General features: G+C 66.3%; 17 protein-coding genes. 11 read left to right on the forward strand and 6 right to left on the reverse strand.

Features of this window, described 5'->3' with window-relative positions; genetic code table 11:
• Positions 1-11 precede the first annotated feature (11 nt).
• Positions 12-1,586 (reverse strand): EAL domain-containing protein, encoded by a 1,575-nt coding sequence (locus AC1Q7H_RS29925; RefSeq protein ID WP_211979751.1) that lies wholly within the window; start codon positions 1,584-1,586, stop codon positions 12-14.
• Between the two features lie 322 nt (positions 1,587-1,908).
• Here AC1Q7H_RS29925 and AC1Q7H_RS29930 point away from each other — a divergent pair, with 322 nt between their 5' ends.
• From AC1Q7H_RS29930 to AC1Q7H_RS29975, 10 genes are all read left to right on the forward strand, one after another.
• Entirely contained in the window at positions 1,909-4,713 is a 2,805-nt protein-coding gene (locus AC1Q7H_RS29930) for a monovalent cation/H+ antiporter subunit A (protein ID WP_013956832.1), read from the forward strand.
• Positions 4,713-5,081 (forward strand): Na+/H+ antiporter subunit C, encoded by a 369-nt coding sequence (locus AC1Q7H_RS29935; RefSeq protein ID WP_013956831.1) that lies wholly within the window; start codon positions 4,713-4,715, stop codon positions 5,079-5,081. Before AC1Q7H_RS29930 ends, AC1Q7H_RS29935 begins: the two co-directional genes overlap by 1 nt.
• Complete coding sequence (locus tag AC1Q7H_RS29940; RefSeq protein WP_153956260.1) at positions 5,078-6,619, forward strand: monovalent cation/H+ antiporter subunit D; 1,542 nt, start codon at positions 5,078-5,080, stop codon at positions 6,617-6,619. Before AC1Q7H_RS29935 ends, AC1Q7H_RS29940 begins: the two co-directional genes overlap by 4 nt.
• A 3-nt stretch (positions 6,620-6,622) precedes the next feature.
• Positions 6,623-7,126 (forward strand): Na+/H+ antiporter subunit E, encoded by a 504-nt coding sequence (locus AC1Q7H_RS29945; RefSeq protein ID WP_010812079.1) that lies wholly within the window; start codon positions 6,623-6,625, stop codon positions 7,124-7,126.
• Positions 7,111-7,383 (forward strand): K+/H+ antiporter subunit F, encoded by a 273-nt coding sequence (locus AC1Q7H_RS29950; RefSeq protein ID WP_013956829.1) that lies wholly within the window; start codon positions 7,111-7,113, stop codon positions 7,381-7,383. Before AC1Q7H_RS29945 ends, AC1Q7H_RS29950 begins: the two co-directional genes overlap by 16 nt.
• A 10-nt stretch (positions 7,384-7,393) precedes the next feature.
• Positions 7,394-7,738 (forward strand): Na+/H+ antiporter subunit G, encoded by a 345-nt coding sequence (locus AC1Q7H_RS29955; RefSeq protein ID WP_013956828.1) that lies wholly within the window; start codon positions 7,394-7,396, stop codon positions 7,736-7,738.
• 43 nt (positions 7,739-7,781) lie between these two features.
• The gene (locus AC1Q7H_RS29960; protein ID WP_013956827.1) at positions 7,782-8,024 is read left to right on the forward strand and encodes a hypothetical protein; all 243 of its coding nucleotides are present in this window, start codon (positions 7,782-7,784) and stop codon (positions 8,022-8,024) included.
• Positions 8,025-8,117: 93 nt separating this feature from the next.
• Entirely contained in the window at positions 8,118-8,945 is an 828-nt protein-coding gene (locus AC1Q7H_RS29965; protein ID WP_492379094.1) for a class I SAM-dependent methyltransferase, read from the forward strand.
• Positions 8,946-9,086: 141 nt separating this feature from the next.
• The gene (locus AC1Q7H_RS29970; protein ID WP_211979749.1) at positions 9,087-10,733 is read left to right on the forward strand and encodes a c-type cytochrome; all 1,647 of its coding nucleotides are present in this window, start codon (positions 9,087-9,089) and stop codon (positions 10,731-10,733) included.
• A gap of 116 nt (positions 10,734-10,849) precedes the next feature.
• Positions 10,850-11,536, forward strand: a complete 687-nt coding sequence (locus AC1Q7H_RS29975; protein WP_492379093.1) for a cyclase family protein — start codon at positions 10,850-10,852, stop codon at positions 11,534-11,536.
• 41 nt (positions 11,537-11,577) lie between these two features.
• On the opposite strand, the gene AC1Q7H_RS29980 is transcribed toward AC1Q7H_RS29975, so the two are convergent.
• The 5 genes from AC1Q7H_RS29980 to AC1Q7H_RS30000 are packed head-to-tail and all read right to left on the reverse strand — an operon-like array spanning position 11,578 to position 16,757.
• Entirely contained in the window at positions 11,578-12,585 is a 1,008-nt protein-coding gene (locus AC1Q7H_RS29980; RefSeq protein WP_492379092.1) for a nitroreductase family protein, read from the reverse strand.
• Between the two features lie 4 nt (positions 12,586-12,589).
• A complete protein-coding gene (locus AC1Q7H_RS29985; RefSeq protein WP_013956822.1) occupies positions 12,590-13,699 on the reverse strand; it encodes a GNAT family N-acetyltransferase in 1,110 nt (369 codons plus the stop codon).
• On the reverse strand, positions 13,696-14,919 hold the full coding sequence (locus AC1Q7H_RS29990; RefSeq protein WP_013956821.1) for a hypothetical protein: 1,224 nt from the start codon (positions 14,917-14,919) through the stop codon (positions 13,696-13,698). Before AC1Q7H_RS29990 ends, AC1Q7H_RS29985 begins: the two co-directional genes overlap by 4 nt.
• Positions 14,920-14,922: 3 nt before the next feature.
• Positions 14,923-15,807 carry a HesA/MoeB/ThiF family protein gene (locus AC1Q7H_RS29995; protein ID WP_492382089.1) on the reverse strand — a complete coding sequence of 295 codons (885 nt, stop codon included), beginning with the start codon at positions 15,805-15,807 and terminating at the stop codon, positions 14,923-14,925.
• A complete protein-coding gene (locus tag AC1Q7H_RS30000; RefSeq protein ID WP_492382090.1) occupies positions 15,804-16,757 on the reverse strand; it encodes a hypothetical protein in 954 nt (317 codons plus the stop codon). Before AC1Q7H_RS30000 ends, AC1Q7H_RS29995 begins: the two co-directional genes overlap by 4 nt.
• A 683-nt stretch (positions 16,758-17,440) precedes the next feature.
• On the opposite strand from AC1Q7H_RS30000, the gene AC1Q7H_RS30005 reads away from it, so the two are divergent.
• Positions 17,441-18,775 (forward strand): MFS transporter, encoded by a 1,335-nt coding sequence (locus tag AC1Q7H_RS30005; protein ID WP_492382091.1) that lies wholly within the window; start codon positions 17,441-17,443, stop codon positions 18,773-18,775.
• Positions 18,776-18,780: the final 5 nt, after the last annotated feature.

Consider the following 18,780-nt stretch of genomic DNA (forward strand, 5'->3'; position numbering starts at 1 on the left):
CTCGCGGCGCGTCACCGCTCAGGGGCACGCCGGGATGCCAGGTACGCCTGCAGGCCGTCTGCCGGCAAGGCGCGTGAATACAGCCACCCCTGGCCGAACTGCGCGCCGCGCTCGCGCAGGAAGCGCGCCTGGTCTTCATGCTCGATGCCCTCGGCCACGACCTCGAAGCCCAGCGCCTCGGCCATGGCGATGATGTGCGGCGCCACGGTGCTGGATGCTGCCTCGCGGCCGATGGTGTCGATGAAGGACTTGTCGATCTTCAACACATCGACCTTGAATACCTGCAGGTAGGACAGGCTGGAGTAGCCGGTGCCGAAGTCGTCGATGTAGATCGGATGCCCGGCATCGCGGAAGGCCTGGATCACTTCGAGCGCGGTCTCGGCGTGCAGGAAGCTGCGTTCAGTGATCTCGATGCGGATCTGCCGGGGCGCGATCCCGGTGCCCTGCAGGCGCGCGGTAAGCACGTCGAGAAAACGCGGCGAGCTGACATCGTCCGCGCAAACATTGATCGACACATAGAAGCCGGGCCTGGCGCGCAGCAGCGGGCCCAGCTCCGCGATGGCGCGGTCGAGCACGTGGTCAGTGATCTGCGGCATCAGCCCGGTCTGCTCCGCCAGCGTGATCAGCAGGTCGGGCGGCACCGGCTGGCCGTCGCGCTTCCAGCGCAGCAGCGCCTCCGCGCCCACGCAGCGGCCATCTTCCAGCGCGACGATCGGCTGGTAGTGCACCTCCAGCCGGCGGCGGCGCACGGCGTTGCGCAGCGCGCCCTCCATGGTCAGGCGGCGCGACATGGCGCGAAACACCAGCGCGGCCAGCAGCACGCCGATCGCCAGCCCCGCCACGACGAAAGAGCCTACCAGCATCGGCCAGGTGGCCAGCAGCCCGGTGGGCGGTGCCAGGGCCACGGCCGCGAACGGAATCCGGGGGGAACGGCGCACGGAACTGCCGGGATTGTCGAGTTCGTCGGCGCCGTTGGCATTGCGCTGGTATTCGCGCGCCATCTGCGCCACGTCGGAGCCGGTGGTGGTGGCGATGAAGACGCCCGTGGCAGTATTGACTGCGCCTATGTACCGGCCATCGAGCTCGACGATGTCGACGAATGACTTGGGGTCGACCGATACGTAATGGCCGTGGCGCCCTACCAGCATGGAAGGGCCGGGCGCGCCAAACGGGTTGTCGAGGTCGAACCAGTATTCGAAGCCCTGAGTGTCGCGCCAGTCCGGCTCGGGCAATGTCATATGCCGCCGGAAGACGTCGCCCAGCAGTGCCGAGCACAAGCGGTAATTGCCGGCATAGCGCCCGGTATCGCGCAGGTGGTGGAAGGTGAAGGTGATGCGCCGCAGGCTGGCCAGGTTGCCGTCGGAGCAGGGCGCGTCGGGCAGGCCTTCCATTTCGTGCAGCGCGCCAGTGGCGTCTGCCATGACCATCTCCATGCGGGCGACGGCAGCATTGGCAAACATCTGCAGTTGCGCCACCTCGCGCCGGGCGACCTCCTCTTCGGCCACGCGCATGCTGGCCGCAATCGGCAAGACGGCCGCGGCAAACGCGAGTATCACTGCCATCGCAAGGAACAAAGGCCGCTTCATGGGTGTCCTGTCAGCCATGCATTGTCGAAGGGTACGGGTACTACGCGCCCTCGCTGCTGCGCAGCACGCGCCATCGCCGCGCGTATTCAGATTCTTCCAGCAAAGCGATGAATTCTTTCGTGCGCCGCGTAATAAGGCAAGCATGACTTGCGCAATGCCGGCAGAATCCGGAAAGTAGGGGGCAAGACTGCCCGCATAGAGGACCTGGCCCATGACCACCGCCCCATTTGCAAGACAAGCACCATCGGCCCGGCTTGCCGCCCGGCGCATCGACGGCCGGCACAGGCCGGCCGTGATCCCGGGCAACGGCTGAGGGGGGCGCATGGCGCTGGTGCTGCTGATCGCGCTGCCCCTGCTGGCCGCGGCGCTGGCGTGGTTGATCGGCATGCGGACCGCGCGCTTGCTGGCGCCTGTCGTCATCGGTTTGCCGCTGGCAGCGCTGGTGCTGCTGCTGAGCCTGCGCGGCGCGGTCTTCGAACCGCCGGGACATGCGCTGGGCTGGCGCGTGGCGTGGCTGCCGCAGCTCGGGCTGGACCTGTCGCTGCGGCTGGATGGCCTGTCGTTCCTGTTTGCGCTGCTGGTGCTGGGCGTGGGCCTGCTGGTGATCCTGTACGCGCGCTACTACCTCGCGCGCAATGAATCCGCGGTGCGCTTCTTCTGCCTGCTGCTGCTGTTCATGGCGGCCATGCTGGGCGTGGTGCTGGCCGGCAACCTGCTGTTGCTGGTGGTGTTCTGGGAGCTGACCAGCATCCTCTCGTTCCTGCTGATCGGCTTCTGGTCATGGCGCACCGATGCGCGCCAGGGCGCGCGCATGGCGCTGGCGGTCACGGGCGGCGGCGGGCTGGCGCTGCTGGCTGGGGTGCTGCTGCTGGGCCATATCTGCGGCAGCTTCGAGCTGTCCGAGGTGCTCGCGCAGGCCGGCAAGGTGCAGCACCACCCGCTATACCTGCCGATGCTGGTGCTGGTCCTGCTGGCGGTCTTCACCAAGTCAGCGCAGTTCCCGTTCAGCTTCTGGCTGCCCCATGCCATGGCAGCGCCCACGCCGGTCTCGGCTTACCTGCACTCGGCCACCATGGTCAAGGCCGGCGTGTTCCTGCTGGCGCGGCTCTATCCGGTGCTGGACGGCACCAACAGCTGGTTCTACCTGGTCAGCATGACGGGGCTGGCCACGCTGATCGTAGGCGCTGGCCTGGCGCTGCTGCAGCGGGACCTGAAAGGGCTGCTGGCTTATTCCACCATCAGCCACCTGGGCCTGATCACGCTGCTGTTCGGGCTCGATACCCAGCTCAGCACGGTGGCGGCCATCTTCCATATCATCAACCACGCGGTGTTCAAGGCGTCGCTGTTCATGGCGGCCGGCATCATCGACCATGAAACCGGCACGCGCGACCTGGACCGCCTGCACGGGCTGGCGCGCTATATGCCGCACACCGCGGTGCTGGCGATCGTGGCATCGCTGTCGATGGCGGGGGTGCCGTTGTTCAACGGCTTCCTCAGCAAGGAAATGTTCTTCGGCGAGACCCTGGCGCAGGGCCTGCTGGGCGACTTCAACTGGGTGATCCCGACCGCGGCGACGCTGGCGGGGGCGCTGACGATGGCCTATTCGCTGCGCTTTATCTACGGCGTGTTCTTCGGCGCCCGGCAGCCCGACGTGCCCCACTACCCGCCGCACGAGCCGCCGCGCTTCATGAAGGTGCCGGTGGAGTTCCTGGTGGTGATCTGCCTGGTGGTCGGTCTGGTGCCGGCCTATACGGTTGGCGACCTGCTGGCGGCGGCTTCGCTGGCCACGCTGCGCGCGCCCCTGCCGGAGTACAGCCTGAACCTGTGGCACGGGGTCAACCTGCCGCTGCTGATGAGCCTGGTGTCGATGGGCGGGGGCGCGGCGCTGTTCTTCCTGCGCCGCGACGCGCTGCGGCGCCTGCAACACGCGATCAGCCACCTGAGCGCGCGCCAGTCATTCGAGCATGGCATGCATGCGCTGGAACGCTTTGCCGCGGCCGTCACGCGCTGGCTGGAGAACGGCTCGCTGCAGACCTATGTCGCCTGGATGCTGCTGGCGCTGCTGGCCGTGCCGGCATACTTCCTGGCTGACCTGGAATGGCTCGGTGGCAGCGTGCCGGCGGGCGCCATCGACCTGATCGGCGCCGCCACGCTGGCGCTGCTCGGGCTGTGCGCGGTGGGCGTGGTGGTGACGCACCGCCAGCGGCTGTTCGCGCTGGTGCTGCTGGGCGGCTGCGGGTTGATGGTGTCGATGGCATTCCTGCGGTTCTCCGCACCGGACCTGGCGCTGACGCAGATCTCGGTGGAGGTGGTGACGATCCTGCTGCTGGTGCTGGCGCTGTTCTACCTGCCGCGCGAGACGCCGGAGCGCGCCGGGGCGGCGCGCCGCGGGCGGGATTTGGTGCTGGCGCTTGGCGGCGGCACCTTGCTGGCGATGGCGGCCTACGCCGTGATGACGCGGCCCTATGACCCGGTGTCTGCCTTCTACATCGACCAGTCCGTGCCGGGCGGCGGCGGGCACAACGTGGTCAACGTGCTGCTGGTGGATTTCCGGGGCTTCGACACCATGGGCGAGATCTGCGTGCTGCTGATCGCAGGGCTGGCGGTGCAGGCGCTGCTCAAGGGCATGCGGCTGGACACGCCGTCGGCAGCGCCCGATGGCCTGCCGTGGACCAGCCAGGCGCATCCGCTGCTGCTGGCCATGCTGGCGCGGCTGATGCTGCCGCTGACGCTGCTGGTGGCGGTCTATATCCTGCTGCGCGGGCACAACCTGCCGGGCGGCGGCTTTGTCGCGGCGCTAATCACCTCGGTGGCGCTGCTGCTGCAGTACGTTGCCAGCGGCGTGCGCTGGACCGAAGCGCGCATTGCGCCGGACTATCGCGCCATTGCCGGCGCGGGCATCCTGCTGGCGGGCCTGACCGGGCTGGGCAGCCTGGCCTTCGGCTATCCGTTCCTGACCACTGCCTTCGGGCATTTCCACATACCTGGCATCGGCGAGGTGGAGCTGGCCACGGCGATGATCTTTGACCTGGGAGTCTTCTGCACTGTGACGGGAACCACGCTGGTGATCGTATCGCACCTGGGTGTGCGCAACCTGCCGCCGGCACAGGCCGCGGAGGACGCCTGATGGCCGCGCTCTACGCCATCACCATCGGCATCCTGGCCGCGGGCGGCATCTACCTGCTGCTGCGCGAGCGCGTCTTCACCGTGGTGCTGGGGCTGACGCTGCTGTCGTATGCGGTCAGCCTGTTCCTGCTGGGCATGGGGCGCCTGTCGATCGGCCGGCCGCCGGTGATCGTGGCGGGCGCCAGCTACGCCGACCCTTTGCCCCAGGCGCTGGTGCTGACCGCCATCGTGATCGCGTTCGGCATGACGGCGTTCGCGGTGGTGCTGGCGCTGCGCTCGCTGGGGCTGACTGGCAGCGACCATGTCGACGCCGCCGGCCAGCCGGAGGGGCGCGATCCCGATGGCGGCAATCAGGAGCCGCGGCCATGAACCACGCCGTGCTGCTGCCCATCCTGATCCCCATGTTTGCCGGTGCGCTGTTGACCGCGATGCCGGCCCAGCGGCTGCGCGCGCAGCGCATCGTCTGCGCCGTGGCCACGCTCTTGCTGGCGCCAGTGGCGGTGCACCTGCTGCGCCAGGCGGCTACCGGCGAGATTGCGGTCTATGCGATGGGCAACTGGTCCGCCCCGTTCGGCATCGTGCTGCAGATGGACCGCACCGGCGCGATGATGCTGGCCCTGACCGTGGTGCTGGCCGTCGCCGCGCTGGCAGCGGCGGGAGAGGGCACCGCCCGGCAGGGCCGGCATTTCCATGCGCTGTTCCAGTTCCAGCTGATGGGCCTGAACGGCGCCTTCCTGGCGGGCGACCTGTTCAACCTGTTCGTCTTCTTCGAGATCCTGCTGATCGCGTCCTATGCACTGCTGGTGCATGGGGCAGGGCGGGCGCGCATCGGCGCCGGGCTGCACTATGTGATCCTGAACCTGGTGGCGTCGTCGTTCTTCCTGGTGGCGGTCGGCGTGCTGTACGGGCTGTCGGGCACGCTGAACATGGCGCACCTCGGCCTGCGCCTGGCCGGCCTGCCGGCCCAGGACCTGCCGCTGGCGGTGGCTGCCGGCGCCATGCTGATGCTGGTCTTTGCGCTGAAGGCGGCGTTGTTCCCGCTGTATTTCTGGCTGCCGCGCGCCTACGCCAGCGCCACCGGCCCGGTTGCAGCGCTGTTTGCCATCATGACCAAGGTCGGCATCTACGCGATGCTGCGTTGCGATGCGCTGATCTTCGGCGGCCCGCAGGGGCTGCTGGGGCCATTCCTGCATGACTGGGTGTTCGTGCTGGCGCTGGTCACGCTGGCGGTCGGCGCGCTGGGCGCGGTCGCTGCTGGCACGCTGCGCGCGATGACCAGCTACCTGGTGGTGACATCGGTCGGGTTGCTGGCCGCCTGCGTATCGATGCAGACGCAAGCCGGCTGGGCCGCGGCGATGTTCTACCTGCTCAGCACCACGCTGTGTACCGCCGCGCTGTTCCTGCTGGCCGACGCGCTGGAGCCGGAGCCGGCGCGCGAGGACGGGCCCCCGGTCAGTGCCTCGCGGCTGGCCGGGCTGCTGTACCTGGTGGGCGTGGTGGCAGCGGTGGGGCTGCCGCCGCTGTCGGGCTTCCTCGGCAAGCTCATGGTCCTGCGCGCGACCCCGGCGCCGTGGGTGCCGGCGCTGTGGCCCGCGGTGCTGGTGTCGGGCCTGCTGCTGCTGATTGCCGTGTCCCGCACCGGCACGCGGCTGCTGTGGCGGCTGCCGCATGATGCGGAGCGCGTGCCGGAAGGGGATGAATACCTCGACGAAGACCATCCCGGCGCGGCACGCGTGCGCGTGCGGCCCGACGCGCGCAAGCTGGCCTGCTGCGCACTGCTGCTGGCGGGCAATGTCGCGCTGACGGTATGCGCGCGGCCGGTCAGCGACTATGTGGCCGACGCGGCGGCGCAGCTGCTGGACCGCGCCGCCTATCTCCGGGCAGTGCTGCCCGGGCAGCCGGGGTAAGCCATGCTGCAGCGCCTGCTTCCCCATCCCTGGCTGAGCCTGATCCTGATGATCATGTGGCTGCTGCTGACCAACAGCCTGGCCCCCGGGCACTGGCTGCTGGGGGCACTGCTGGGCTGGGCCATCGGCCGGCTGGCCGACCGCTGGCTGGTGCTGGGCGCGTTCCGCCTGTCGCGGCCCGACCTGATCCTGCGGCTCAGCATCCATGTGCTGTTCGATATCGTGAAAGCCAACGTGGAAGTGGCCATCATGGTGCTGGGCCCCACCGCGCGCCTGCGCCCCGCCTTTATCGTGGTGCCGCTCGATGTCGAGCACGAACTCGCCACCACCGCACTGATCAGCATCGTCTCGCTCAGCCCCGGCACGCTGTGCGCAGAGCTGAGCGATGACCGCCGCGCCTTGCTCGTGCACGTGCTGGACCTGGAGGAAGAGGCCGCGCTGGTCGAGCTCATCAAGTCGCGCTATGAAACCCCGCTCAAGGAGATCTTCCAATGCTTGCCATCGTGATACCGGTCTGCCTGGTGATCCTGGGCCTCGCCTTCCTGCTGACCCTGGCGCGGCTGCTGCGCGGACCCAGCCTGCCGGACCGCATCGTGGCACTGGACACGCTGAATATCAACGCCATCGCGCTGATCGTGGTGCTCGGCATCAGCCTGGATTCGGCACTGTTCTTCGAGGCCGCGCTGCTGATCGCGGTGATGGGCTTCGTCGGCACCGTGGCGCTGTCCAAGTACCTGCAGCGCGGCGACATCATCGAATATTAGGGAGCGCCAGATGCTGCATCCTGTTGCGGAATTCATCGTGTGCGCGCTGCTGCTGGTGGGCAGCGTGTTCATGCTGGTCGGGGCGATCGGGCTGTTCCGGCTGCCGGACTTCTTCATGCGGCTGCATGGGCCGACCAAGTCGACCACGCTGGGCGTGGGCGGGGTGGTGCTGGCCTCGGTGGCGTACTTCAGCTTCCGGGGCGATGCCAGCCTGCATGAGCTGCTGGTGACCGCCTTCCTGTTCCTGACCGCGCCGATCAGCGCCCACATGCTGGCCAAGGCCGCGCTGCAGCGCCAGCTGCCGGTGGATCCGCGCACGCGCGGCAGCGGCTGGATGCCGCGCATCCGCGATTAGGGCCGCGACGCGCAAACCCGACCAACCCAAAGGAGACCAAGCCATGCCAACCCCGCAAGATCCGCGCCTTGGTGCCTGCTGCTACCTGCTGCACATGCTGCTGCAGCGCACCGAGATGACCCGGCCCGGGTTCCTCGATCAACTCATCCGCGGCGTCACGGCCGACCGGGATGGCATGCCGCAGGACGCGCCAGGCCGCGAGGACGCGCTGCCGGTGTTCGAAGAGACACTGCGCATGCTGACTTCTGCCAGTGACCAGCTGAAGGAAGCAGCCTCCCGGGCATAAGACGTTCTGGCCGCCACGGTTTACTTTCTCCGCAATGTGTCCTACACCCAGTCAGGCGATGCCGGCAACTTCCACGCCAGGGCAGGGGGTTTCATGGACTTGCAACACTCGGACAAAGTCTTCGCGGGCGCGATTCCCGAAGTCTATGAGGCCTTGATGGTGCCGATGATCTTTGCGCCATACGCTGCCGACATGGCTGCCCGCATCGCCGCGCTGCACCCCCGGCGGGTGCTGGAACTGGCCGCCGGCACCGGCGTGCTGACCCGGGAAATCGCCGGGCAGCTGCCGGCCGATACCATGATCGTTGCCACCGACCTCAACGCGCCGATGCTGGCGCGGGCGGAGCAGGCCGGCACCAGCCGCCCGGTGCAGTGGCGCGAGGCCGACGCCATGGCGCTGCCGTTTGCCGATGCCAGCTTCGACATGGTCGCCTGCCAGTTTGGCGTGATGTTCTTCCCGGACAAGGGCCGCGCCTTCGCCGAAGCCCGCCGCGTGCTGGTGCCGGGCGGCACGCTGATCTTCAATGTCTGGGACCGGCTGGAATTCAACGCCTTTGCCCGCGATGTCACCGGGGCACTCGCCACGCTGTTTCCCGACGCGCCGCCCGAGTTCATGGCCCGCGTCCCGCATGGTTACCACAGCCAGGCCACCATCGAGCAGGATCTGCGCCTGGGCGGATTCCAGTCATCCCCGGTCTTTGAAACCGTCGCGGCAACCAGCCGCGCCAGCGCCGCCCGCATCCCGGCGGTGGCATTCTGCCAGGGCACGCCGTTGCGCGCCGACCTGGAGCGGCGCGGGCCGGATGCGCTCGGCCGGGCAACCGACCACTGCGAACAGGCATTCCTGAAGGCTTACGGCGCGGGTCCACTGGCCGTGCCGATGCAGGCGCATGTGGTGATGGTAACGGCGCCCGCCGGGTAAAGCTGCCCCGGCAGTTCGCCGCGGCGCCACCCGGGCGGTGGCCTGGCTGCAGCGGTTGGCTTGAGACAGCATGGATCGTCGGCTACCATCAGCGCGGCGCGGTCCGGATTCCCTGGCGCGCACTGTCGGACGATGACTACGATGCCCCTTGTACGACGCGTGCTCGCGATCGGTCTGCTCTTAGGTTCGCTGTCAGGATGCGATTTCCTGCGCGGCTATGCTGAAGGCGAATCCGCGGTCATGCGGGACTTCAGGGCCGGGGATCGAGCCGACGACCTCGGCGCGGCACGCTTTGTCTTCGATGACTTCGGCGGCCTGAGCACCGATACCCTGGAAACCAATGCGCTGCCGTGGAAGCTGGCAACGACCGCGCTGCTGCTGGCCGGCGGCCCCGGCGTTCCGGTCACCCAGGACGCCTTGCGCCGGGCGCTGCACGAGTTCGGCTTTATCTATCCCGATGCGGTCCGCAACTGGCCGCGCCAGCAACAGCCCAGGTTCGACAAGCCCCTGGGCGTGGTCAGCGGAATGATCGGCCGGGATATCCCGAAGATCCGCCTGGAGGTGTCCAACCTGGGATGTGCATCGTGTCATGCGGGCATCACCTACGGCAAGGACGGGCATCCCACCAACGATGTCTGGCTGGGGCTGCCGAATACCTCGCTCAACCTCGATGCCTTCGTCGCCGCGGTCTATCAGGCGGTCAAGCGGGTGAAATCCGATCCGGAAACGCTCCTCTCAGCCATCCACCAGCTTTACCCCGACACCAGCAAGGAGGAACTGGATACCATCCGGAGATTCGTCTGGCCGCGGCTGGTGAAACGGGTGGCGGAACTCGAAGCCAGCGGTGACGAGCCACTGCCGTTCAGCAACGGCGCGGCTGGCAGCACCAATGGCGTCGCGGCACTCAAGTTCCAGTTTCATCTGCTCTCAGCGGGCACGGCCGCCAGTGGTTCCACCTCGATTCCGGAACTGGGCTACCGCAGGCTGCGCTCATCGCTGCTCTACGACGGCGTCTATACCAGCAAGGGCGCGCCGCGCTTTGCGCCGGTAGCGCCCGGTGCCGCCGATGATGCCGGGCGGCTGGCGCATATCGTGGCCTTCTTCACCGTGCCGACCATGGGAATGCCGCCGGATCGCGCCGGCCGCGCCATTCCGCAGGTGGAAGACGTCATGCGATTCATGGCGGGCTACACGCCGCCGCCGTTTCCGGGCCCGATTGACCGCCCCCGCGCCGCGCGCGGCCGCGCCGTCTTTGATGCCCATTGTGCCCAGTGCCACGGCAGCTACAGCCAGGACACGGAGCGCCCGCGCCTTGTAAGCTTCCCCAACCGGTTGGTGGCACAGGCGGATATCGGTACTGACCCGACGCGCTGGCAAGCGATCGATCCCGGCCTGCTGCAAGCCATCTCGCGCTCCGAGCTGGGCAAGCATATCGACGCGGCAAACACCGGAGGCTATGTCGCGCCCATTCTCTCCGGCGTGTGGGCGACGGCCCCGTACCTTCATAACGGCTCCGTGCCCACGCTCTGGCATCTGATGCATCCGCAGGCGCGGCCCAGGCGCTTCTGGGTCGGCGGTCATGCACTGGACTACGGCAAGCTGGGCATCGCCGGCAAGCTCGATGCGAACGGCACCTGGGCCTATCCGGGCAGCTACCAGCCGTGGTCGAAACCCGTGCTCTACGACACGGCGACAGCGGGGCGCGACAATCGCGGCCATGAACAGGCGTTCTCGACCCTTGCCGAAAGCGACAAGGATGCGCTGCTGGAATTCCTGAAGCTGCTTTAGCCTTGTGCGTTGCCCGGGTCAGACTGAACGGCTTACGATGCCCCCTTCGTCAGCTTGACCCGGCTGAAGGCCCGGCAGTAGCATCAGCTCAGCGCAACCAGGATGGAGCGCAGAAGATGATTGTCGATCTCTCTCATGTGTTCCACGACGGGATGCCTGGCGTCCTCTTCAAGCGCGAAACCGGTGAAGCGGTCGAGTTGACCGCGCATATCCGGCCGTTCATGACGCATGCGCAATCAGGCTGGCACTACGAGGGCAAAGCCTCGTTCGAGATTTCCGAGGTGGCGTTCCAGACATCCGTCGGCACCAAGCTGGATGCGCCCCGTCACCGCTTCGAAGGCGCGGAAGACATTGCTGCCCTCGATCTCAGCCGGCTGGTGCTTGACGGCGTGGTCATCGATGCCCGCCACGCGACCCCCGGGCAACAACTGGCGTGGAATGACCTGCAGTTTCCCGAGCTCCTCGCAGGCCGGGCTGTGTTGGTGAATTTCGACTGGGATCGCCATTGGGGAACGGAGATCTATCGATCGCACCCGTTTGTCTCACGCGACGTGATAGACCGGCTCTGCGATGCGGGCATTTCCATGTTCGGGGTGGATTGCGCGAACGTCGACTCCACCCAGGACCCGGAACGCCCGGCCCATACCCGGTTGCTGGGACGAGGCATCCTGATCGTCGAGAACCTCACCGGACTGTCGCGCTTGCATGGCGTGCCGTTTCGCTTCTTTTCCATCCCCCTGAAGGCGCGAGACGCGGCGGCTTTCCCCGTCCGCGCTTTCGCCGAGGTGCGCGAACACGCATAGCCAGGACCGCGCCCCGGGTAAGGGCCGCAAGCGTCGTTGGTTCAGGATGCTTGCACCAACTCTGCGGCGGGGAGTCTTGCGCTTCGCGGGATGCCCCGGACCGGCACCGGCCCAAAGCGCATGATGTTCACGAGCCGGTTTCCGCGCGGCAAGCGCTGGCTTTCGGCAAGCATGGCGGCATGGCCAGGTGAATCGGCCAGCGCCGACATCGGCACGCCGGCAAAGCCCCTGGCGGTCATGGCCAGCCAGAACCGGTACCAGCGGCGCCCGATGTCAAAGCTCGTGACGTCGGGTGGGGCATGAATCAGGACGATCCGGGCCGCGCTTTTCACTTTTGCGCTTTCCGATGTCAGCAGGCGGGTCAGCGAAAGCGCCGAGAGCAGCCGGACCACACGGGGTCTCAGCGCAATCGACGCACCCCAGGCTTCCCACTGCGACAGTGCCATGCATTCGGCCGAAAGCCCGTCGCGCGGCCAGCCCGGATCGTGCGGTGACAAGCGCAGCCAGTGATGGAGCTCCTCGGCAAACCGTGGGTCATTCAATCCCGCAGCCGCGGCGTCGTCATACCAATTGGCGATTTGCGCCGTGCTGTTCTCGCTCGCCAGCGTGACGAACTCCGCGTGGGCCGCAGCGCATTCGCCCAACGACTTGATCTGCGGCGGGGTCGCACGGAGAAACTTGCCTCGATAGGCGCGGCGTGCGTCCACGAAGGCGTCAAGGGGATCCGGGCTCGCACCTGATGTGATCAGGCCAGATGCGGCCGGGCGCAGGCCCTGGGTAGCGGGCGGGTAGGGCAGGCCGGAGACCTCTGGCTGCGTAAGCCCCAACCCAAGCGTGGACAGCGCGATGGCCATGCCTTCCCAGGCCATGCCCAGGGCGATCTGGTTGTCCCGCCCGGTGGGGTCGCCCACGGCTAGCCATCGAGCAGGGTCTTCAAACAGTTCAACCTTGTCGCCGGCAAAGCGCCAGCGAGCGGGCTGGATATTGTGCGCGCTGGGAGCGCGGCCAGCCTGCGCAACGAGGGTGAGTTGCTGATCGCGCGTAAGCATATCGCTAGATGGCTTTCCTGAAGAGATGCAGTTGATGCAGTACCGTGGCCCCCATTTTCTCCATTTGCTTCAGGCTGGCGCCGTTCGAGTCCGACACCCAGCTGATGCCCAGATGCGAGTATCCGGCACCCCGCATCGCCTTGAGCAGATGGTGCAGCATGACGCCATTGACGCCGCGGCTGTGGTAGTCCCTGCGCACGGAAAAAAAGATGATCGCCGCACGCTTGCGGCTGGCGCGGAACCTGATCAGATGCCAGAGCGTGGACAGCTTCAGGCGGAAGCCGGTGGCGCGCAGAAACGGATTGAGGTCCGGCACGCACAGCAGTACCCCGATCGGTTCCCCGTTGAAATAAGCGGTATAGGACAGGCGCTCGTCGATGATCCACATCATGCCGGCGCAGGGAAACAGGAATTCCTCCTCCGTCAGCGGCACGAACATCGGGTTGCTGGCAAAGCCATCGTTCAGCACAGCGCATGCTTCCAGCAGGCGCCGGTCAAAGCCGCGCCGCCGGATCGGCTCGAATTGCCAGGCGGGATCATCCAGCAGCGCGCGTTGCTTGCTCCCGATCAACTGCTGCGGATCGTAGCTGCGCACGTCGAGCTCGAACGTGCGCATCGGAAAGAACGGCTCGAAGCCGCATGCCTGGAGCAGCCTGGCAATATGCGGCGGCGTATATTCCTGGTAGGTGTATGGCGGATGCTCGAAGCCCTCGGTGACGATGCCGATCATCTGCGTGATCGTCAGGTTGAAACTGCCAGCTAGTTCGTCACAGCCGTTGTGCTTCACCCAGCCCGCCGCCGCGTCGAGCAGCGCTTGCGCGACCTCCACGTCATCGACGCAGTCGAACATGCCGAAGTAGCCGCGCTTCTGGCCGTATTGCTGATTGAATGCATCATGGATATGGGCCAGGATACGGCCCACGATCCGTCCGTCCCGATGGGCGGTGAACCAGGTGCGGCGCGCAAACTGCCGGAACAGCGGGTTCTTCGCCGGGTCCAGCGCGCGCGCAAGATCCCCCTTCATCGGCGAGACAAAATGGGTATCACGGCCATAGCAGGCGAAGGGCGCCTCGAAGAACGCGTCGAAATCGCCTTCACGCAGCACTGTTGTCATGCGGCCTCCCGCTGCCCGAGATGGCGCGCCAGCCGCAGGATCACCGCCGCGCGCAGCTCGCCGATGGCCGCGTTGGCGCCTTGCGGCAGGTTCAGCAGCACCACCTGCGCGGGCTGGCGCGCGATCAGCAGGGCATGGGTCATTTCGTGGCGCTCGAGCAGGTCTACCAGTTGCTCCGCTGCCTCGACCCGATCGCCTTCCCGGAGCCTGGCCCACGCGCGGGCGTCGCCGATCGACACGGGCTCACGCCGTCTTCCTGCCAGGTCGAACAGCGCGCCCAGGGCGTAATCAGCAAGCTCCGCGTTGCCGAGCACCACATGGTCTGCGGTCTGCGGCAGGCGCCTGAGCGAATGCAGGAAACCCTCTGGCGTATCCAGCCGGGCATGGAGCAGCCAGCGCAAGAAGGCATTGCCATCGCCCGCCAGTGAAACGGCGCGAATGCGGACAAAAATGGCGGTCAGCAGCACCCAGGCGATGGCAACTGGCATGCCGCGCAGGCCAGCCTCGGCGAAGCCCGGGCCGGGCCCGCGCGAAGCCAGCGCCATCACGCTGGCCAGCACGACGGCGAAGAGCAGGGCGGCTGCGATATGCGCGAGCAGCCCGCGCACGACCCGCTGCGATTCCGACAGCTTCAGGAACACATAGACGAATGCCAACGCCCCAAGCGCCCCCAGGCGAACCGGCACATGGCCGAGCTCCTCGCGGAAGTCTGTGGCCGCGAGCGGGACGGCCAGGGCCACGACCACCACCACCGCCCGGGCCAGGCGTTCCTCGTTGTCGGACAGCTCGGCATCGCGCAGCCACAGCAGGAACCAGCCATTGCTTGCCGTGACCACGGCGAAGCACCCAAGGAACGCCAGCAACAGCGGCGTATTGTTCGACAGATCGGTAAAGAGATTGATGACGAAGAACACCACCGATACGCCCAGCGCCAGCAGCTTCAGCCCCAACGGGTGGTGGCGCCGCACCAGGTGCTCGGCAAACAGGGTCATGGCAATGGGCAGCAAGGTTGCCGCCGCAAACACCAGCTGCGCCAGCAGCGTACCGCCAAACAGCCAGGAAAAGCCCCGGACTGCCAGCAGCGCCGTCAGCACCCCGAACAGGAACAGGCCCGTGCCGGCCCCGGCCTCGCGCCGCGACCAAAGGAAATGCAGGTAGAGCCCGCAGCCCACCGCGCCGAGCCAGGTAACGGCCACATCGCTTGCCAGGGCGTCAATCACGCGTCAGCCCTCATCTCGCATCAACCTCGCCATGAAGCGCCGTACCAGCGCGCGCACGGCCCATGCCGTCAGCACATTGCGCGGCGTTTCGACACGCATGCTCCAGGGATTGAAGAAATAGCCGCGCACACCGGCCAGCTGCGGCCGGCCGAGCACCAGCTTGATCGCTTCGAACGCCATCAGATTGCCGGTGGTGATCACCATCGGCGCAAACGACATGCGCTTGCGCTTGCCGGTCAGCAGATCCTTGGCGATGCCAAGCTCCACATGCCGGACGGAACTCGAGTTGACCATCACATATTCCAGTTCCTTGCCCAGGCATTCCTGCCTGACCTCCGCCGTCAGGGACTTCCAGTCCATGCCGGCCGTGGGATAGGCAAGACGCTCCTCGGGCCGGGGATCTTGCGGCCGGACGACCGTGACGGAGGGCAGGGGAGCGGTATAGGCGTCGATAACGGTCGCACCATGCTCCCGCGCCTTGCGATAGAGCGCGATGCCCGTGGCCATGTCATCCATGCCGTTGACCACGATCTTGTATCGGCTCAGCAGTTCATCGAGCTTGTCGGTCCACTCCGCGCCGAAGGTCTCGATGGCAAGTTCCGGGTTGATGCGCCGGATCTGCGCCACGGTGGCCTCGACCTTGTTCACGCCAACGGTATCCAGGCTGGCAAACACCTGGCGGTTCAGATTCGACACGTCGAACGCATCGAAGTCCGCCAGCGCGAAGCCGCCAATGCCCACCCGTGCCAGCGCCTGCAGGCAGGCGCCGCCCATGCCGCCGACACCGCAGATCAGCACCCGTGCACTGCGCAATTGCTGCTGTTCCGCGTCGGTGACGAAGCCGATGTTGCGGGTGGTGAATTCCTCGTATGAAAAGGGTGGAATCATTGGCTTTTCCTTGCGCGCAGGACTCCCATCGGCTCGCGCTGATTCAGCCAGTGGAACAATGGCAGGACGATCCGCCCGACAGCCAGGAACGCAATCTGATAAAGGATGGCGGGCAGGGAGTCCCGAGGGACTTCCCGCAACAGGTATTTCCGCGCGCTGGCCAGGTCCAGGCAGGCGATCTGCAGGAAATCGTCGCCGCGCTGGTAATCAAGTTCCCGCTGGCAGAGTTCGTTGGCGCGCTCATCCCGATGCTTCGGCGCCTGGTCGAACGTCTTCTTGAGATTGTCCGAGCCGCCCGTATAGGCATCGGTAATCACGAAGCGCGCTTCGTCAAATCCCGCCGCCCGGTCAACCCCAAAGACATGCCGATGCGATTTCATGATCTCGCGGGCCACGCTCAGGTGTTCAAAGCTGCGCCGCGACGGCTCAAAGGGATTGGGATAGGCCGTGACAAAGACCTCGGCAACCTTGCCAATAATGGCCGGCACCTGGGTCACATTGCTGATCCAGATCGGGCGCAGGCCGCGGCGGAAGAAAAGCAGGATGCAGGTCAGCCCGTACAGCACCCAGGACAGTCCTTGCGTGCGATAGCCCGGATCGACCATGACCAGCCCCAGGTGAATCGCCTCAGCCGGCCGGCCCTTGATCTCGATCGGCATGACCGACAGCGCATTGAACGCAATCGCCTGGCCGCTGTCCCGGTCATAAAGCAGCGTGATTACGGCCCGCCGCAGTCTTTCAGGGTCGCCGGAAAGCACCCCGTAATCGAGATCCTTGCCGATTCCCCGCTGAACGATGCCGCGCATCTCGGCCAGCATGGCTTCGAGCTGCTGCGCGTCCATCCACAGGCCGGGCCGCTCGACGACTCGGATCCGGACGGACCGGCTGGCCTTCAGGCTCAGGTCCAGGTAGCGCAGCCGCTGTCGAAAACGCCCGATGAATTTGAACATGCAGGTTTGGCTGGTGCCTTGTTCTTGTTTGGCCGGACTGGGAGGCAAGTGTGGATTGGAGCATATAACAGCCAGTCTATGGTGTCACGGGCGTGGCCACGGGAAGAAGGCCGACAGCTGGCCAGTTTTGGTAAGGGGTACGACATTTCTATTTGGCTCAAGTACGACATTACTATTTGGGCCTAACAAACGAATTTCGCAGAATGTATATTATGTTAAATTGTTATGGCGCATAACAAAAATATCACCAAGCTCCCTGGAGTCGCCCAACGCGTATCTACCGATCCTGATCGAACGTGACGATGGTGCCACGCCCGGCAATGATTGGGCATACGGGTTCATTCAGTGCTCTAGTCCATACTTGTTCCTGCAACCACGGGCGCCATTGATTACCACTCTTCGGTGGCGTGCCGCCGCCCGCGCGGGTCGTCTTTGCATTGGGGTATTGCGTAGCTACAAACGCGCGCGCCTCATCTTCGGAGCCACCCCCGCCCAACCCACTCCTCGTTTTCCCCGACTGTCCCAAATTGCAAACAAGTTGTCCCCGCTAGTCAAACTGCTGATAGCCAATCCTAGATACTTCGCCGGTCGCGACAGGACTGTGGCCAGCGTTTGAAAGGAGGGTTTTGTCCCCTGCATGCGTAGCCATGACGCAGTCAAGCGCATCCAGGAAAAGGCTTTTCATGCTCGGGCAAACCACCACGCATTCCCCCATCTCAGCCGGCGCGGCCGGTGCGAGTTCGTCGCGTTCTTACGCCTGGCTCGTCTTTGCGCTGAGCTTTGGCTTGTTGCTGTCGGACTACATGTCCCGGCAGGTGCTCAACGCCGTCTTTCCGCTGCTGAAGGTGGAATGGTCGCTGAGCGACACCGAGCTCGGTGCGCTGGGCGGGATCGTGGCCTTGATGGTTGGCCTGCTGACGTTTCCGCTGTCCATCCTGGCTGACCGCTGGGGCCGGGTCAGGAGCTTGATCCTGATGGCGGCGCTGTGGAGCCTGGCCACGCTGGGCTGCGCACTGGCCAACAATTTCGGGCAGATGTTCGTGGCGCGGCTGTGCGTGGGGATTGGTGAGGCGGCCTATGGCAGCGTCGGCATTGCCGTGGTGCTTTCGGTGTTTCCGCGCCATCTGCGTGCCAGCCTGAGTTCGGCGTTCATCGCTGGCGGGGCGTTTGGCTCCGTGCTGGGGATGGCGGCGGGGGGTGCCCTGTCCGCTCACTTTGGCTGGCGTTGGGCCTTTGCCGGCATGGCGATCTTCGGGCTTGTGCTGGTCGGGTTCTATCGTCTCTTCATTACCGAGCCGCGCCTGCACGCGCAACGCCGTGCGCTGGGCGAGGAATCGGACAGTGCCGCTCGGCGCGAGAGCGTCTCACTGCGCCCGCTGCTGTCTGCCCTCTTTTCGGCGCGTTCGATCCTCTGCGCGTATGTGGGCAGTGCGCTGCAGTTGCTGGTCATGGGCGCCCTGCTCACCTGGATGCCGAGCTTCCTGGCGCGCTACTACGGCATGGCGACGGACCGTGCCGGCGTGACCGCCGCGGCATTCGTACTGGCGGGTGGCGCAGGGATGGTCCTGTGCGGCGCGCTGACGGACTGGGCGGCTCGCCACGCCCCCGGGCGCAAGTGGCTGATGGCCGTGGCCTACAGCGTGACCTGCTGCGCGCTGCTGCTCACTGCGTTCCACCTGCCCGCCGGCACCGCGCAACTGGTGCTGATCGGTGCCGGCATGCTGTTTGTCGGTGGCACGGCCGGCCCGGCCAGTGCCGCGGTTGCAAACCTGACCCATCCGGCCATCCATGCCACCGCCTTTGCCACGCTCACGCTGGCAAACAACCTGTTGGGCCTGGCGCCCGGACCCTTTGTCACTGGCCTGATCGCCGACCGCATTGGCCTGCTCGGCGCCCTTCAACTGATCCCGCTGGCAGGCGTGCTTGCCGCGCTGTGCTTCCTGGTGGGACGCCGCACCTACATGGCCGACCTGCTTCGCCTGGAACACCAGCGTGAGGCAGACCCGAACAAGGCCTGATCTTC

The organism is Cupriavidus sp. GW823-FHT06D04, assembly GCF_058795055.1.

Coding starts and splice junctions, on each gene's coding strand:
- AC1Q7H_RS29980 (WP_492379092.1), bottom strand. CDS start 12,585: ATGCTTACGCGCGATCAGCAACTCACCCTCGTTGCGCAGGCTGGCCGC.
- AC1Q7H_RS30000 (WP_492382090.1), bottom strand. CDS start 16,757: ATGTTCAAATTCATCGGGCGTTTTCGACAGCGGCTGCGCTACCTGGAC.
- AC1Q7H_RS29955 (WP_013956828.1), top strand. CDS start 7,394: ATGCTGCATCCTGTTGCGGAATTCATCGTGTGCGCGCTGCTGCTGGTG.
- AC1Q7H_RS29995 (WP_492382089.1), bottom strand. CDS start 15,807: ATGATTCCACCCTTTTCATACGAGGAATTCACCACCCGCAACATCGGC.
- AC1Q7H_RS30005 (WP_492382091.1), top strand. CDS start 17,441: ATGCTCGGGCAAACCACCACGCATTCCCCCATCTCAGCCGGCGCGGCC.
- AC1Q7H_RS29940 (WP_153956260.1), top strand. CDS start 5,078: ATGAACCACGCCGTGCTGCTGCCCATCCTGATCCCCATGTTTGCCGGT.
- AC1Q7H_RS29985 (WP_013956822.1), bottom strand. CDS start 13,699: ATGACAACAGTGCTGCGTGAAGGCGATTTCGACGCGTTCTTCGAGGCG.
- AC1Q7H_RS29950 (WP_013956829.1), top strand. CDS start 7,111: ATGCTTGCCATCGTGATACCGGTCTGCCTGGTGATCCTGGGCCTCGCC.
- AC1Q7H_RS29945 (WP_010812079.1), top strand. CDS start 6,623: ATGCTGCAGCGCCTGCTTCCCCATCCCTGGCTGAGCCTGATCCTGATG.
- AC1Q7H_RS29930 (WP_013956832.1), top strand. CDS start 1,909: ATGGCGCTGGTGCTGCTGATCGCGCTGCCCCTGCTGGCCGCGGCGCTG.
- AC1Q7H_RS29925 (WP_211979751.1), bottom strand. CDS start 1,586: ATGAAGCGGCCTTTGTTCCTTGCGATGGCAGTGATACTCGCGTTTGCC.
- AC1Q7H_RS29960 (WP_013956827.1), top strand. CDS start 7,782: ATGCCAACCCCGCAAGATCCGCGCCTTGGTGCCTGCTGCTACCTGCTG.
- AC1Q7H_RS29935 (WP_013956831.1), top strand. CDS start 4,713: ATGGCCGCGCTCTACGCCATCACCATCGGCATCCTGGCCGCGGGCGGC.
- AC1Q7H_RS29970 (WP_211979749.1), top strand. CDS start 9,087: ATGCCCCTTGTACGACGCGTGCTCGCGATCGGTCTGCTCTTAGGTTCG.
- AC1Q7H_RS29965 (WP_492379094.1), top strand. CDS start 8,118: ATGGACTTGCAACACTCGGACAAAGTCTTCGCGGGCGCGATTCCCGAA.
- AC1Q7H_RS29975 (WP_492379093.1), top strand. CDS start 10,850: ATGATTGTCGATCTCTCTCATGTGTTCCACGACGGGATGCCTGGCGTC.